Source organism: uncultured Microscilla sp., from assembly GCF_947493425.1.
Taxonomy (GTDB): Bacteria; Bacteroidota; Bacteroidia; order Cytophagales; family Microscillaceae; genus Microscilla.
Window position 1 is genome coordinate 1 of sequence record NZ_CANLRP010000171.1, and the last position, 18,047, is coordinate 18,047.

Sequence of the window (18,047 nt, forward strand, 5' to 3'; positions counted from 1 at the left end):
TTAAAAATAAGCCCAAGTGCCTATTTAGGACTTGAACAAGTTTCATTTTCTGATTCCCATTTGGGCGAAACGTAAGTCATAAAGCATCAAAAATTAACGCTTGATTAGTTGCTGGTAAAGCAGCCTTATCCCTCAATTCTTCGGGACTAAAGACTTGCCGCTAAAAGCTTGAGGCTGTAGAAGCTACCAACTCCCGACTACTGACTCCCAACTAACAACTAAAAAAATGAACAAAATAGACTTTACCAAAGAAAGCTTCACCAAGCTCGACCGCTTTATGAAGCAAAACGCGGGGCTGAACCTAGCCACCGCCAACCTGAAAGACGCCGCCTTGCTAGACGGCTGCAACTGGAACCGCCTCAAGCGAAGCCGCGAAGCGCTCATTACCCAGCTCAAGGCATACCAACGCTTGCACAAAATAGTGCCCGAAGGCAACCCTGCCGAAAAAGACAGGGTGATCAAGGCATTGCTGGGCAAAAACATCCATTCGAGTTTGCAAATAGCCTCGATGCCTCGCCAGCGGTTTATCCGCGAATACCTGCCCTTGTTCGACGGGCAAGAAGAGCAAATACTAGAAACCTACCAAAACGCCTTGACCCAACGCAGCCAAGTGCTATTGCAATACATGCACATGTTGCAAAGCAACGAGCCACACATGGGGGCGGCTAGGATGTAGGAATTTAAATCATGGTTAAATTTTTTAAAATGAGAGAGTTATGAGTGGAGATAGAACAACTCAGACTAGAAAGAAAAAAAGAAGAGGAAGCGTGGCTTCTGACGCTTCTGGTGATAGTGTCGAAGACCGCAGACAAAAGGCTGAAAGTGCAGCTTCGTCTGCCAGTGCGCCCCCAACAGATTATACCTTTGAGGTACATCCAGACAATGACGAAGGCAAGAAAATTTATAAACAACTAGGAGCAAGCGATGGAGAGCGTGTTACTGGGGCTAGGCTGGGCGAAGGCAATACCCAAATACAGGCTTACTCAAAACCAAAAAAAATCAAAGTAGATTTTGTGAATGGCGAGCGGGTAGAAGACCGTTCCGCTTATGATGCTGTGGCGGAAAGCCTGCATGCACGCATTGGGGAAGCAAACCACCCCAATGGATTTCCTGAAGAGGTGGCATTTGACATACCTGAAGGCGCAAATCTGAGGGATACTTTAGACAACATCTTGCAAAACACCAAGATGGGGAAGCTATTGTTGGCTTTGATGAAGGTTGCCAAAGATGCATACAAAATTACTGGTTTGGAGACAAATGCCAGCAATGGAACAGCTACTTTCAAAATTGAGAAAAATGAGGCAACTGAGGCGCTGATGACTGGCATACGTGGCGGCAATGTTACCTCACGACAGTTGTTCGATTTTATTTCAAGCTTGAGAGGGGTATCGGATGCCGATGTGGTAAAAGGTAAGCTAAAGGCTTTGAACGAAGGTAATCCTGACAGTTTACCTAATGGGGCTACTTCCCGTAGCATTGATGCACACACAACTCTTGTTTCTAGGCTTGGGGCTGACGAGGTAAATAATCTTATCAATCAAGGGGTTACTACAGATGCACTGGGAAAAATTGCTGAGGCTGACGATGATGGAGTTAACCTTCTGGATGAAATGAATAGGGCAGGGCTCGATTCTGCTACAATAAATGAGGTGGCAGGTGATATACAAAGCTTTTTGCCGTCAGCGCTAGGTATTCCCTCTGGTGGAAAAGCCTCTTTCACACGTGATGTAGTTGGTCTTATAAAGAATTATGATGTTGCTACTGTTAAAAAATTTGCTGATGCAGGTGCTGATAGTTTGAGACTTTTAGATAGACTGAAAAGTAGCAACGCAGGCTCAGGAACAGTTACGACTGTTGCAAATAACATTGATGCCATCAAACCTCGCATTGGCTCATTAAAAGCCAGACAAGATTTTATTACGGTCGCAAAGTCTTTGAAAATTCAAGGTACAGCCAACCTATTGCAAAAACTACCACAAGGAACTGATGCGTCATTTTTACTTAAACTAAAAAATAATAGTCATCAACTTAGCGCAAGGGAGCTGGGAGAGACATTAGATTTATCCCAACGCTTGGGGTTAGATGCCAACCAAATTGATCAGGGTTTTAAAAATTATCCTGCTGCGAGTTTGGCAACTCGTAAAAATGAATTGGGTAGGGTAGCTTTGCATGATATAGATAAGGAAAAGAAACTTAGTGAATGGTCAAGCAAGTTGAATACCCTAATCAATGAAGGTGTTTTTAATATAAAATTGGATACAACCCATGCTACTTCTGGAAAGAGTTATCAGGATTTAGGTAATGGCACACTTGAGTACAAATTTCATATTACAGACAGCAACGGACAAAAAATTTCAGGGCAAAACTCAAATGGTAGACCTGAAGGAGAATTTGTATTACACCACCATCCCAATGGTGCTCCTGCAAGTGTAGGTGCTCCTGCATCTTCCAAAACCCATTTGAAGCCTCATTCTGGTAACAATGCAACTAACAGGCTTTATAATGCAACTGGTAATATCAGTATATTGACAAGCACGATGAATAATCTGATTACTGATAGTAAGCATCATTTCAAATTTGGTAGATAGATAACTATTCCAAAAAAACAAACCAAAAACAAAACCAATAAAACATTCATAATCAATGAGTAACGTGAATAATAACATTCCCGACTTGCCAGACTATGGCGAAATTTTCGGGGAATTTGACTTTAAAGAAGGCGACCAAGCCCGTTCGGTGCTATCACCCGCCGCTTATTTAGCCGATTTGCTACAGCTCTACGAAGACGAGTTCGAAGGCGATGTGCTACAGGGCAAACGTGCCGACATTCCAGAGGTGTTGCTCGATGTCGAAAACACATTTAGCATCATTCCTTACCTCGACATTGTCAACGAATTGCTGGAGGCAAAGGCAGACCCAAATCCTTTGCCAAGCAATGACCCTAATTATAAGGCTGATCGAGTAGCTGATCCTTACGCCAGTCTCTTAAAAGAAGCAAAGTTTCCGTTCAACTTGCCTTTCAACCTAGAGAACGAGCAGTTCAAAATGTATTTGCGCGAGTTGGGCATCAGCGCCGAGCAATTGCACAAGCTGTTTGCTACCAACCCCGACAACGACATCTTGGCAAACACTTACTTGGGCTTGTCTAAAGAAACTGCCAGCTTTTTGTTGGAGGAGCACAAAGATGCCGAACTGAACAAAATATATGGTGATGAAGAGGCTACCACCTTTGACTTTAAAAATACTAAAGCTTTTCCTGTAGCCACTTTTATGCACCTCACGGGGCTCAAGCCCGAAGAAGTGCGCGAACTCTTGTTTCAGCACTTGAGCACAGAAGAGCTGATGGCTGGCAAGGCAAGCGGCTTTTTTACCAATGCCAAGGCTGCTGGTGGCTACGCCATGCTCGATGCCAACGAAGAACAGATTGTATGGAGCGAAGCTGATGCCAACATTCCCGAAAGTTGGTTCGACCGTGCCAATCGTTTCATTCGCTTGGCGCGCGTGCTTGACTGGTCTTTTACCGACCTCGACTTGGTGTTGCGCACTTGCTGCGATAACAATATCAGCAACCAAGGTCATAACGAAACGCCTGGCACGGCAACCACTTACCGCCGCCTTGCCATCATCAAAAAAATACAGGCACAAACCGAATTGTCTATAGACAAGGTGTGCAGCTTGTTTGCCGACATGAACCACTTGGGGCACGGCAACAAGGACAAGGCAACCGATACGCCGCTCGACTTGTTTAACCGCGTGTATAATGGGCGTTGGACGGAAATAGACAAGCAGTTTTTTGCCCCTACAGGCATTGCTGCCCCCGTGCATTACCCAACCGATGACAACGCCGACCCAAAATACACCAAATGGGTGGTTCCAGTAGCCGATAGTTTGTCGGCAGACAATGCCGAACTAAGGACGCGCTTGAGCAAAGCCTTGGGCATTAGTGAAAACGATTTGATTTTCATTATTGCAAAATTGAGAAAAGAAGGCGTCGCCCCCTTCCAAGCCGAGGTAAACCTAAGTACCAGCTTTGTCGCCTTGTCGTTGTTGCACCGCGTGGTCACCCTTGCCCAACTATTGGACCTATCGGCAGAAGCACTGTTGACCCTGTTCGACGTGTTGGAAAAAGACCCTGCCATCCGCATTTACAACAGTTTTCAATTGTTTATCGATGAAGGGTTGGCAAGCACTCCTCAGAGTTGTTATGGCATCATCAGCGCAGAAGATGCGCGCGAAGATAATGACCCGAAACCTGACCCAAACATAACCACCCGCATGTGGTTGGTGCAAGCTTTGTGGGGGCTCAACCAATGGATGCAAAAGGCGGGCTTTACTGCCGAAGAGTTGCAAATGATGGTAGGCGACCGTTTTTGTGGCGAGGCCGAAGCCGACGCTGAAGATTGCCCCGAAGACACCCCTGAGGCATTGAGCTTGATGACGGTACAAGCCCAAAAGCTAGCAAAAGCACGCGAAGCAAGCCAACAAGCCGACCTTGAGTTGCTCAACAACATGTACCAGCAATTTAAGCCCGTGGCGTTTGGCAATGATTTGTTCAAGGGAGGGCGTTTCGACGAGCGCCAATCGCGCATGCTTGCCGAAAGCCTGCTTGCCGAGCCCAAAGACGTATTGTCGACTGCCGATAACCGCCTCATGTTTTACAAAGCCGACCAAGTGCGCGAAATTGCCTACGAAGCTTTGAAAACTTTGGGACACTTGAGCCCGCTCGATTTTGAGCACTTGGGGTTAGAAGCTGCCCTGCTCGACAAGTTGTACCAAAACTTGGTGATGATGGGCTACTTGAGCCCCGAAGGGGTATTGCAGGAAACTGCCTTGCCCGCCACGGCTACCGATTTTGCCCTATCGACTGACTTGAGCCACTACCGCCAACCTTTGTTTATGCGTTTGCACGAATTGTACAAAGACGCCTTGGCTATAGTGGGCAACAAAGACGCGGTAGAAGTGTCGCTGTATTTGTCCGACTTGCTCAAAATGGGCATCAGCGAAGCCCACGCCGAAGAGTTATTGAGCAACCTGGAATTTAACCAATACCTAGAGGCAGATGGCGCCTTGGTAGACCCCGAATTTTTTGCCTACCCAAGCAACTTGGGGCTGTTTGAGGTCAACGTAGACTTGAGCGCGGTGGCTGCCGATGCGCACGCTTTGTTGAGCGGAAAAATAGCGCAATTTGCCACGGGCAAGCTCATGCTCAAAAAAGACACTTTGGCGGAAGCCTTGCCCTTGCTCGATATTGAGTTAGACGATTTGATAGAAAACTTGAAGTTTAACCAATACATCGACCACCACCAAGTATTTACCGACAAGGCGGCTTTGCTTGCCACTGATGTAGCCGACTTTAAGCTGGCGCTGATGTTTTACCCGCACCGCCACCAAATCTTAGACTTGCTCAAGCAGCAAATCACGGGTTTCAAGCAAGGGTTCGACACCTTTGCCAAAACCGACCTCAAACCTTTGGCAACCCAACTAGTGGGCAAGCTTGCCTACCAAGGCATTGCCGCCGAGCATTTAGAGGATGGTTGGGTAAAAGAAGCGCACTTGAGCTTTTTTGCCGACAACGCCAACGCTGCCCAGTTCAACGCGGGCACCTACTTTGGCGAACAAGGCAACCAGTTGATTTTTAAAACCGTGGCTGGAGTGTTGGCTGCTGCCAAAAAGTATGAATTGTTTGCCGAAGATTTTATGGTGGGCGGGCTCACTCTAGAAGAAGCCACCAATTTGTACCGCATTTTGGTAGACGAGCAAGACATTGCCGACTATACCATCAAGCTCGACATGTTGGCGTACTTTGCCAATGTAAACAACGCGCTCGACTTTAAGGTGCACGGCTACGACGATTACAACAAGGATATTTTCTTTGTGTTGCACGCCGTGGCAAAAGAAATGACTGCCGCCATTGCCGCCATTGTGGGCAAGATCAAAGACCAAGCTATGCGCCAGCAAGCGGTGGTGTTTGCGGTGCTGCAAGACACCTTGGGCGTGTCGGCTGAAGTAATGGAGGTGATTTGTGCCCACATATTCGAAACCAAAGACGCCCTCATAGAAGCCCTCATGTTGCCAGTGTTGCAAACCGTGGGTACTCAAGATAACTTGGCAATGGTGCCTCACCACCATAGGTTCAAGACAGCATTTCGCAGGGTCAAACAATTTGCGGGCTTGGCAAACAAACTCAAGCTCAATAAGCAAGATACTGAGGTGGCATTTAGAGAACAAGACTTGGTGCGCAAGTTTCCCGAAAGCCTTGCTTTGCCTACCGAAATTGGTCACGCCAAGTTTGACTTTTTGCTCGAGGTCGATGGCTTGGTGTATATGTTCTACGAGACGAAATACTGGATATTCGATGCCCAAACCTACAACTTGTTAGATTTGCCGCTCGAAGCGCCTCACGTAGATTTGATTGCTTTGTTTTGCGAAAAATACGGCAACAAACCCATAAACGCCACCTTTGCCGACGCAGCCAACAATGTATGGATAATATCGGGCTCGGAATATTATAAAAAAGCGGCTGACGCAAAAGAGTGGGAACTGCAAGAAGACCACGCCTGGGGCAAAGTGCCTACCGAGCTGGAGACCATCGAAAACATAGATGCCGCCTTTACCGACCGCAACGGGCGCACCTATTTGTTTGCGGGCGACCAATACTTGCGTTATTCTGAGGGCTATGATGCTACTTCGGACAACCAGCGCATTGCCGACGAGGGTTACCCCAAAAAGATTGCCGAAAACTGGCACCACGAATCCGCCCAGAGCAACTTGCCTGTAGGCTTCGAGGAGGCTATAGACGCGGCATTTGCCCACGAAGGCAACACCTTTTTCTTTAAGGACAATTATTTTATCAGCTCCGACGATTTCACCCAAAAACGCAACATTCGCGATGTATGGGGCAAGGTAAAAACCAACTTTTATGACCTCGACAAGGTAGATGCGAGCTGTACCATTGGCGAAAAACTGTACATATTTGCGGGCAGCGAAGTAATCGTGTATACCGACAGCCTCGAAAACGAAGGCGTGTTGATGCGCCAAGGTTCGCCTATGCCTATAGAAGAGTTATTTGCGGGCTTGCCCAAAGAGTTTTGCAAATATGGAATAGAAGCTGCCTTTGCAGGTTTCGACGGCAAGCTGCATTTGTTTAGCAAGGGCATGCACCTCACCTTTAGCATAAATACCGATGGTAGCTTTGCCTTGATTGAAGCTAAAGAAACCAAAGACACTTGGGGAAAACTTACCAGCACTTTTGACCGTGATAACGCCCAGGTAGACGCGGCTTTTGTGGGGCTAGATGGCTATACCTACATTTTTAGCGGCGACCAACATTACCGCTACACGGGCGAAGACTACCGCCACGCCAACGCCGAATACCCTAAAGCCAATGCCGAAGCTTGGGGCGGGCTCAAGACTATAGATGCCGCCTTTGTGCTCGATGGCAAAACCTATTTGTTTGGCACAAATGCCGAAAACAAAGAGGTGTATGTGCGCTACTCGTGCAACGACTACAGCGAGGCTGACAAGGAATACCCCAAGGCTACCGACGATAACTGGTGGAACTTGCCTTTTGCCTTGACCAAAAAAGGCGACCAAGTTGACTTTACCAACGCCGACGCGGTGTTGAGTGGCAACGGCAAAACCTATTTGTTTGCCAAAGACCAATTTGTCTATTTTGATTACATCCATCGTTGGTGGTCGGAGCCTGCCAAAATTACTGACCATTGGAAAGATTTGCCGTTGGGTGCTGATGACAAAATAGACGCGGCTTTTGTGGGCAAAGATGGCTACACTTACCTTTTCTTTGGCGACCAGTTTGCACGCTACGCGGGCAGCAAGTGCGACCGCATGGTAGACGGCAAAACCCTCAGCATTGCCGAATATTGGGGCAAGGTGCACAACCCATTGGCAGAGGGCGGAAGCGTGGACGCGGCAGTAAGCCTTATTTCGCGCGAAACCGAAGCAATGACCGACGAAGACAAGGTGAAGGTGATGGACAAGAACCAGCCTATGCCTGCGCCTACTGTTACCGAGCACCAACATACTTATTTGTTTGCGGGTACCCAGTTTTACCGCTATACGGGCGACACTTACGACAAGGTAGACAGCGGCTACCCCAAGCCATTGACCCAACTGAGCAAAGAGCCTCGTTTCAAACACTTGACTATAGATTGTAGTGAGGGCATTGATGCGGCATTTGCCGACAGGCGCCATGTGTATTTGTTCAAAGGGGATAAAATGCATGTGATTGCCGAGGAGTTGTACAGGGAGTACGACTTTGGAAGCAACCCTTTGACAATAGGAACCATTGCTGAAGATGGTACTTTGTATGTGAGCAAAGGCAATACTGAAGAATGGACACGTAAGGCTGCCTTGGAAGGCAAAGCAATGAAGGATGAAGATGGAATGCCTCGCCTCATGCTCAATCAAGACATTCCCGAAAACTACCGCAAAGAGCTCGACAGTGTGCTGCAAGGCACCGATGGCAACACCTATTTGTTTAAGGACAACCAATACTTTGACCTTGAGCTTAAGCGGGAGTTTGACATTGCCGATGAGTGGGGGCGTTCGCCCAACAAAATAGCCCATTGTAGTAGGATCGATGCGGCTTTTGTGGGACGCGATGGCAATACCTATTTGTTTAGCGGCAACCAATATGTTACCTATGAAAAAGGCACTAAATATTCCAAAGATGGTGCAAATGATAAAGATGGTAAAATAAAAGAAGCACCCAAAAGCATTGCTGCCGATTGGGGCGGGCTAGATAATGTAGACTTGGCTTTTGTAAAAGATGGGGTGACCTATTTGTTTGAAGCACCCAACGAGCAAGGCTACATGCGCTATATTACTTATAGTGGCAGCCGCTACGACACACCCGACGCCGAGCCGTATACGACCGACATGAGCTGGTGGGGCATTCCTGCTTTGTATGTGAGCCAAGGCTTCGACAAGGTAGAAGCGGTATTGTTTGAAGACGAACAAATGTACCTCATTCATGGCAATCAGTTTGTGCGCTACGATGCCCACAAAAAGCATTGGCACTATCCCGAAAACATCAGCCGTTTGTGGCACGATTTGCCCGAAGTGCTCGACCCCGACAATTGTCACAACTTGTTGCACATCAAGACAATCTTTAAGGGAAGCGACGAGCAAACCTACTTCTTTTACGAAGATCAATTGAGCCACAAAGACCACTTTGTGACCCTTAAGAAAGATGGTAGTTTCGAAGGCCCTACCTTGGTAAAAGACCATTGGGGCACGCTCGACAACAACATTGCTACGGGCGACAAAATTGACGCTACCTTGGTGTTGGGGCACTTGACCTACTTGTTTGTGGGTGACCAGTTTTACCGTTATTCGGGCAGTAGCTACCGTTACCTAGATGCGGGTTACCCCAAAGCCATTTTCAACAATTTGAGAAAAGAAGCGGGCTTTGCGCAACTTCCTCAAGATTTTGATCGCAACATTCAAGCGGCTTTCGCCAACCAAGGAAGTATTTATTTGCTGACCGCTGATAACAAAATGCACGCGGTGTCTACCCACACCGAACGCTGCTACAGCATCGACCTGTTGGGCAAGCTACGCAACAACTTGCAAACCCACAACAAGGTTGACGCGGCGCTGAAGGCAAAACTGCACAAAGGCACAGACGAGGACAAAGAAATTATCGATGCCTTGTATTTGTTTTCGGGCGACCAATATGTGGTGTATTCGGGCGACGACCTAGAGTACATAGATGCGGGTTATCCCAAAACCATTAGGGACAGCTTGGCGCAAGACTTGGGCATTACTGACACTTTGCCCGCATTGGTTCACTTGGGCATCGACGCGGTATTTAGCGGAAGCGATGCGAAGTTTTATTTCTTCAAAGATGAGCAATATTTTGTGAGTGGAGCAGGTACTACTCTAGCCAAGGTCAAGGACATTTGGGCAGGCAAAGACAACAGCTTTACGGCAGGCGATGGCACCATAAACACTGCCTTTATTGCCCCCGGTGGCTACTTGTATGTGCTCAAAGGTAACGAGTATATTCGCTATGCCCACCCTGACGATGAGTTTATGGCAGACGACCACCCGCAGCTCATCACCGACTTGTGGCGCGACTTACCTGCTCAGTTCCAAGCGGGCGTAGCCCATGCATTTGTGTTTGAGGGCAGGACCTACCTCACCAAGGGCGATCAGTATATACGCTATAGCCAAATGCCTTACCACTGCATGGACAAAAACTTTCCGCAAAATATGTCGGATCGTTGGGGGGCTTGTCACGCAGACTATTTGCTGACCGACCTCAAGGCAATTGCTCGGATGAAGCACTTGAGCCAGATGTATCAGTTTGAGGAGCAAACCCTGAGCAGCTTTTTGCACAAAGCGCAAGGCTACAAAAAAACGCCTTACCAAACCTTGGCGGGCTTGTTTGACTGGGACGTGGAACAAGTAAAATGGCTGAAACGCCACCAAGTATTTTTAGACCATCGCCTGAAAACCAGCGACTTCGAAGAGCACTTCGACCTAGAAATGGTGTTGCGCATGGTAGATATTTTTGCCGTGACCAACCAACTAGGGGTAAAACCTGCGGATGTGTATGAAAACGTGTGGACAAAGCTGTACAAAAGTTCCGATGTAAAGCTAGACGAAGTAGTAAACGAGTTGTACAAATACTTGGGCGCGCTCAACAGCCCTCAAGACTGGGAAAAGCTAGAAGCCAAGCTACACAACGAGCTCAACGTGGCAAAACGCGATGTGTTGGTGCCTTATGTGATCCACCACGACGCCAACCTAGACAACGCCCGCGACTTGTACCAAAGCTTATTGATTGATGTGGAAATGGGCAGTTGTGGGGTAACTTCACGCGTAAAAGAAGCCATTGCCGCTACTCAGTTGTACTTCCACCGTTACTTTATCAGCCTAGAGGCGCCTACTCCCGAAAACGATGACGAGAACGGGCAAGTAAGGGAACAACAAGTAAAACAACGCTTGAAGAAGTGGTGGGAATGGATGAAAAACTACCGCGTGTGGGAAGCCAACCGCAAGGTGTTTTTGTATCCTGAAAACTACATTCGCCCTGAGCTACGCGATACCAAAACCCCTGCCTTTGCCCAAATGGAAGACGACTTGCAACAGGGCGAGGTAACCGAAGACTTGGTGCTGAAGGCATACAAAAAATACATTGACGAATACACCACCGTTTCGGGCTTGACCATTTGCGGGGGCTATGTATACGACGATGCCATCAACGAAGCCGACAAAAACCTGGTGCTATTTGGCTACACCAAGAGCGATCCGCGCGTGTATTATTACCGTTTGGCTACTTTTTACAACGGCGATACCGACGGCGCTTTGTGGGGACCTTGGCTCGAAACCAACATTCAGATAGAATCCGACAAGGTGTACCCCGTGTTTGCCTTTGGCAAGGTGTTTTCGTTTTGGACGCGCACCGAAAAAGAACTCGAAGGCGCCAGCGAAGGCACAGTAAAAGCCGTGGGCGATTCGGAAGACAAGTCTATTACCTCTAACGGAGCTGCCGACCATGTGGTAAAGGTGTTTTATTCTTATTATAACCTGAACAAAGAATGGGCAGTGCCCCAAACCTTGAGGGTGAAAAAGGAGCTCTTGATAAGAGAAACGCCGCGTACTAAAGAAGCCAAAGACTCGGCTACCTTGGCTAACCCTGTGGCTTACTCTAACACCATATCAAACGTAGAGCTTGCCGTAGAAAAGGCGACCACTCGCGACGACAACGACCACGAAAATATCTTGATTAGATGCAGCTATTGGGTGGGCGACCCTCGCTTGGTAGAAGCCGTGATTAAAAACTCGGAGCAGGTGTTGCGCAACTATGGCATTGGTATTTCGCTCGATGATGCCAAAAAGCAAGTAGAGCATAAATACCAGTCGTTTTACCTGACTCAAGGGCTCGACAGTGGTAGAGAAACCGACGTAAGCGAACTTGCCAAGTTTGCCATCAACGATGGGCGAGAGGTGTTTGAACGCATCATGGCAAGCAGCGAAAACTTTGACGAAGTGACGAGTAGTATTTTCTTGAACACCGCCAAAGATGCTACTAACAACCATTGGTTTAGCTTTGATTACAAAGAAGCCAGTTTCTTGTGCAAGCCTACCGAGTCGTCAACTGACTTTAACGAGCAATCGCATTTATTGGCGAACCTGAACAACTTGCCTGAGGGCATTACCTCGGTAGATGCCATTACCAAAGGACCCGACGGACACCTTTATTTGTTTGCGGGTGACCAGTTTTACCAAAGCAACGAAACCAATAAGGGCTTGGATGAGTGTACTTGGGATATTGAAGCAAAAAATAATACCAGTCGCTGGGCGCTTGGGCATTCTCAAATAAGCCGCACGGGGCAGGTAGACAGTGTTTGGACAAGAGAAAATGGCAACACCCACATGAGCTTGGGCAATGAGTACATTACCTACAAAGGCGATGACTTTGAGGTAGCAGAAAGTGCCCCAAGTGCGCTGGATAGCTTGCCTTTTGGCTGGACAAAGTTTGATGCGGCATTTGAACTTCCTAATGACACAGATGAAGGGATTGGCTATGGTTTCTTAGGAGATCAATACAAAACCACGGAAGATTCGGGAGATGGAGAGCCTATCAAGGATCGTTGGTGGAAAGAAGGGGTAGATGCTGCTTTTGTGTGGGACGAAGGAGCGAACGAGAGGATTTACTTGATTGTAGGTGATCAATATTACCGTTACTCTGGTATTGGGGTTCTTGAGTCGGGATCAAACTCTGGCACAGTAGGAGCATTATTGCAAGATTTGGGATATGCCAACACCAGCAATGCAACCTATATTGCCATAAAAGATATGTTGATAAAAAATGCCACCATATCAGCAAGTAACAGCACCCGTCTATATTTTACCACCTTGGATGGTGAAGAGTATTTATATGCTAAATCAAATAGTGGTGGCACATTGAACTTGGTAGACTCGAGTGTGGTAGATGCTGATGTTACATTGCCAACAGGATACAGGGTATTTACAGCCAATGGAAGAAAACTGGCAGCTTTTGCCGCTGTGGAAAATGGAGTCAGCAAAATTCACGTTTTTTACAATGGAAAGTATCTTAAGAAAGATGCTACGATTAGTCTGAGAGATTATGATTGGAACAATGCACAATCCATCAAAAGTGTTTGGGGTACCATATCAAACGCCAACAACATCCAAAAGGGCGGACGCATGGACGCCACTTGGCTAAAAGATGGCAAGCTGTATATGACCTCAGGCAACCAATATGTGCGCTATACTTTGTTCAGTGATGACTCTATCCCCAAAGTGGTAGACAGTGGTTATCCAAGAGCCATCACAGGCAACACCGAAGACTTACCCAACTGGGATAAGATTGATGCGGCTTTCCATAAAAGTGGCACTACTTACTTCTTTGACAATACTGCTAGGAAGTATGTAACCTCGGCAGACCTAAATGATGAGCAAAGCATCAAAGACCGATGGGGTAAAGTGCCTAATAAGTTTTTAGAAGCTGGCAAAAAAATAGATGCGGCAGTTGCCCACGATGGCGCCTTGTTCTTGTTTGCCAATGGTCAATACGTGCGCTATACGCTGAAGGGTGATAAAACAATAGACCTCCTGACAGACGATGGTTACCCCAAAGCCATGGGCGAAAACGTGGACGGTTTCCCAAGGCAGGCAATTACTGCCGCCTTTACGCAAGACAGCAACCAAGCAGATGCTCCCGCCAAGCCTTATTTGTTTTACCAAGTGGGCGGCACCACCATGTACGCTGCTAAAGGCGCGCCAGTGGGCAAACCCGTAGAAGGCAATTGGTTTAACGTGCCCAAGGGCTTTTTGACTGGGCTAAAGGCAGGGTTGAACGACCAAGACAAGATGTATTTGTTTGGCGATGTGAAAAACGCGGAGGGCGAAAAAGTAGGCGACTACATTGAATATGACAAAGCGGGCGAAGATGCCAACCTGCCCAACGAAAAACTAAGCAGCAAGTACGACGTCATTCGCATTACTTCTAGTACGGGTACCGAGCTCAACAAAAAGCTGTTTTATCAAGATGGTTTAGATGCTTTGCTGAGCCTGGAAACGCAGGGCATAAACGAGACGCCTAAGTTTAGCTTGACCCAGTCTGACTCTACCACCATTAGGTTAGAACAAGGAGAGGTGAACGAAGAAAGGGTGCCTTTGGAAGAGGGCTTAGACTACCAAAGCGCCAACAGTATTTACTACTGGGAGATTTTCTTCCACGCGCCTTACCTCATTGCCCAAACCCTGAACACGGGGCAAAAGTTTGACGAGGCAAAAAAATGGTACGAACACATTTTCGATCCATCGGCGGGCGAAGCAGCTACCCAAGGTTTTTGGCAGTTTTTGCCTTTTCAACAAGAAGGCACCAACAAGATCAAGGATTTGGTGACACAGTGGGGAGTTGTAGAACCTGCAATTGACCAACTCACAGATTTGGTAAGCCCTGAGGACTTGGCAACCATGCAAGCCGAAGTAGACGCCTTGGCACAACTCGCCGAAGAACTCAACGGCAGACAATTGCCCGAAGGACACTGGCCAACGGCAGAAACCTTGAGGGCTAAAATCAGTGAGCTGGAGAACGACAGCACTACTTCGCAGGATTTAAAGACCAAGCTCAAGAAGTTGATCAATGACTTGAATGCGGCACAAACTGCCTACGAAAAAACGTCGGTGGGGCAAATTCGCCAATACCTCAACGATCCTTTTGACCCGCATGCTATAGCAGCGTTGCGTACTCCTGCCTACCAAAAGGCGATTGTGATGGCGTACATCGACAACTTGATAGACTGGGGCGATATGTTGTTTAGGCAATACACCCGCGAGTCGATCAACGAAGCGCGCATGCTCTATGTGTTGGCGTATGACTTGTTGGGCGAAAAGCCCCAAAACATGGGCAAACGCCTGTTGTCGGAAGCAAAAATGTACAGCGAGTTGGAAAACGACGAAGAAATGTACGAGTTGCTGCTCGACATAGAGAACAATGCCGACAATAGTGCACCAGGTGGCGCGGGTACGCCCAACGACACCATTCTGAACCCTTATTTCTTTGTGCCCGAAAACGAATTGTTTATCGAGTATTGGAATAGGGTAGAAGATCGCCTGTACAAAATTAGGCATTGCCTCAATATTTTGGGCATCAAGCAAGAGCTGCCCCTGTTCCAACCTCCTATAGACCCTATGGCGTTGGTAAATGCTGTAGCAGGTGGCGGTGGCTTAAGTGCTGCCTTGGACAATATGGCGGCGCCCGTGCCTCACTACCGCTTTACTTATATGCTAAGCAAAGCCCGTGAGCTTACAGGCAAGGTGACCCAGTTTGGCAACGACTTGCTGGGCACTATAGAGAAAAAGGACGCCGAAGAACTCAGCATTTTGCAAAACAAGCAAGAAGCGCTCATTCTTGACCTGAACACCCAGATCAAGGAAAACCAAATTGCCGATGCCATCGAGAACATCAAAAATCTCGAAGAAAGCAAACGCAGCGCCGAAGACCAGAAAAAGCACCACGAAGACCTCAAAAAAGACGGAATGCTCTCGAGCGAGCAAAACCAAATCCGTTTGATGACAGTGTCGGCTGGTATCCAAGCGGCTGGAGTGTTGGCTGACATTGTGAGTGGTTTGTCTTATGTAGTACCTCAAGTAACCGCTGGCCCATTCAGTTTTGGGGTTACCTCAGGAGGACGCAACATAGGTTCTATGCTAGAGCAATTTGCGAAGGCAGTGTCAGGTGCCTCGGAGCCTTTGAGCACCTTGGGCGAAATATTTGGTATGCAAGCCCAGTTTGAGCGTATGGAGCAAGATTGGGATTTACAAATCTTGATGTCGACCAGCGAAATCAAACAGCTTGAGCACCAAATAGCCAGCGCCCAACTGCAAAAAGAGATTGCCGAACGCGAGCTTGAAATTCATAAAAAGGACATGAAAAACAACGAAGACGTTGCCCGCTTTATGAAGGAAAAGTTCTCGAACGAACAACTCTACGGTTGGATGGCTGGCAAGCTATCAGGTATGTTTTACCAAACCTACAAGCACGCCCACGACTACGCCAAACAAGCCGAGCGCGCCTTCCAGTTTGAGACAGGTAGCAAAATGGCAGACGTCAATTTTGTGCGGGGCATGTATTGGGACAGCACCCGTAAGGGTTTGCTTTCGGGCGAAAAGCTGGATTTGGACTTAGACCGTATGGAAAAAGCCTACATCGAACAAGACAGCCGCAGTATGGAAATTACCAAAAACATATCGCTGTTGAAACTCGACCCGCTCGCTTTCTTGCAGCTCAAAAACAAGGGCATGTGCGAGTTCCGCCTCAACGAAGCTTTGTTTGACTATGACTTCCCAGGGCACTACAACCGCCAAATCAAGACCATCTCGTTGGCGTTTGACATAGGCGAGGGGCAAACCATCAATGCCACCCTTACCCAGTTGAACAACAAGGTGGTAATGGAGCCCGATGCCAAGGCAGTGAAGTACTTGCTGAACCCTGTAGAGGAGCAACCAAGTAGCATTCGCACCGACTGGAAGGTAAACCAACAAGTGGCTTTGTCTTATGTAGACGAGTACACCGAGAACAATGGCATGTTTGAGCTCAACTTTGCCGACGAACGCTACTTGCCGTTTGAAGGCACGGGCGCGGTGTCGTCGTGGCGACTAGAGCTGGGCGGCAAGCACGGCGACTACAACCTGAACGACTTGCTGGATGTAACCGTGAAGCTGCGCTATACTGCCGACCAAGGTGGCGAAAACTTTGCCGCCGCAGTAAGGGGCGCGCTCAAGCCTTACGAAACCGCCAGTTTCTTCGACTTGGCGTACAACTTCCCCGAACAATGGAACGAGCTTATGCTGGGCGATGGCAAGGAAATGACCTTGAACATTAGCCGCGACATGTTCCCCGGTATGGCAAGCGCCCGCATCATGGGCATATTTGTGAGGTACCAATACGAAGGTGACAAAACTGCCACCTTTAGCCTCAATGATGCCTACAACTTGGGCAACAACAAATATGTAGATGCGGCTGGGCTAAGCATTGCCAAAAACGGTACGGCTTGGAAGTTTGCCGTCAAAGGTGACAAAACTGCCATCAAAAACGCTGAGATGGTAGTGGTGTATAAGGCGAAGGTTTAGGTGATAGTTGGTAGTCGGGAGTCGCTGACGCATGTGCTATAAAATTTCCACTAAGGAATTGACCAAAGGGAGTCTTTAGACTTGCGCTACGCTTTGCTTGTCATGTTGACAAGGGAGGTATCACCTGGAAAACGACTACCCACCCCTACTTGCATTTTCTCAAATTTAATAATTTCACGCCTGGCAGGGTCAAAAACCTGTCAGGCTTTTTTAAACATACAACCCATGTTGAAGAAAAGAAAAAAACGCAAAAAGGCGGAAAAGGAAGCGGCGGCTAAAGCGGGTGCCGATGCCCCCAAAACCAAAAAGCGCAAAAGCGCGGGTGACAAGGGCGGCGATGGCGACGGTGAGGGCAGTCAGCGGCGCGCCGAACGCGCGGGGAGCGAAGACCCCAAACCTGTGACCAAGGGCAAAAAGCCCAAATATGACATAGGCAAGGGGCGCAGTGTGTACCCCAGCAAAGACGAAAACGGCAAAACCGTGTATTTGCCCACCGAGAGCGACGCTTCGGATTTAGAAAAAGCCAAGGGGCTGTTTGTGAGCGACGAAGATGCCTTGGGCGACAAACCAGGCAAAGAACTGGTAAAAGACGGCAAGCCTAAATTTGATATTGGCAAGGGACGCAGTATTTACCCCAGCAACAACGCCAAGGGCAAAACCGTGTATTTGCCCAAAAAGAGCGAGGCAACCGACGCCGAAAAGCGGGCGGGCTTGTTTGTAGACGATGCCGCCGCTGAGGGCGATGCAAAAGGGCAAAGCTTGCAAGCGGGGCTCAAGCCTAAAAAAGACTTGGGCAAGGGGCGCGAGATTCACCCCGCCAAAAACGCGAACGGCAAGTGGAATTGCTACATTTGTTGTGAGAGTAAGAAGAGTCCGTTATCTTAGTTATTATGAAACAATATGATAAGGAATTT

The 18,047-nt window shown here is 48.0% G+C and carries 4 protein-coding genes; all 4 read left to right on the forward strand.

Going from position 1 to position 18,047, the window contains the following annotated elements; all coding sequences use genetic code 11:
* Positions 1-226 precede the first annotated feature (226 nt).
* Positions 227-676: a hypothetical protein gene (locus tag Q0954_RS27590; protein ID WP_299462919.1), complete on the forward strand. Its 450-nt coding sequence runs from the start codon at positions 227-229 to the stop codon at positions 674-676.
* Between the two features lie 40 nt (positions 677-716).
* Positions 717-2,588 carry a hypothetical protein gene (locus Q0954_RS27595; RefSeq protein WP_299462922.1) on the forward strand — a complete coding sequence of 624 codons (1,872 nt, stop codon included), beginning with the start codon at positions 717-719 and terminating at the stop codon, positions 2,586-2,588.
* Positions 2,589-2,643: 55 nt separating this feature from the next.
* Positions 2,644-17,133 (forward strand): hemopexin repeat-containing protein, encoded by a 14,490-nt coding sequence (locus Q0954_RS27600; RefSeq protein WP_299462925.1) that lies wholly within the window; start codon positions 2,644-2,646, stop codon positions 17,131-17,133.
* Between the two features lie 225 nt (positions 17,134-17,358).
* On the forward strand, positions 17,359-18,018 hold the full coding sequence (locus tag Q0954_RS27605; RefSeq protein ID WP_299462928.1) for a hypothetical protein: 660 nt from the start codon (positions 17,359-17,361) through the stop codon (positions 18,016-18,018).
* The last annotated feature ends 29 nt before the right edge of the window (positions 18,019-18,047 follow it).

Coding starts and splice junctions, on each gene's coding strand:
- Q0954_RS27590 (WP_299462919.1), top strand. CDS start 227: ATGAACAAAATAGACTTTACCAAAGAAAGCTTCACCAAGCTCGACCGC.
- Q0954_RS27595 (WP_299462922.1), top strand. CDS start 717: ATGAGTGGAGATAGAACAACTCAGACTAGAAAGAAAAAAAGAAGAGGA.
- Q0954_RS27600 (WP_299462925.1), top strand. CDS start 2,644: ATGAGTAACGTGAATAATAACATTCCCGACTTGCCAGACTATGGCGAA.
- Q0954_RS27605 (WP_299462928.1), top strand. CDS start 17,359: ATGTTGAAGAAAAGAAAAAAACGCAAAAAGGCGGAAAAGGAAGCGGCG.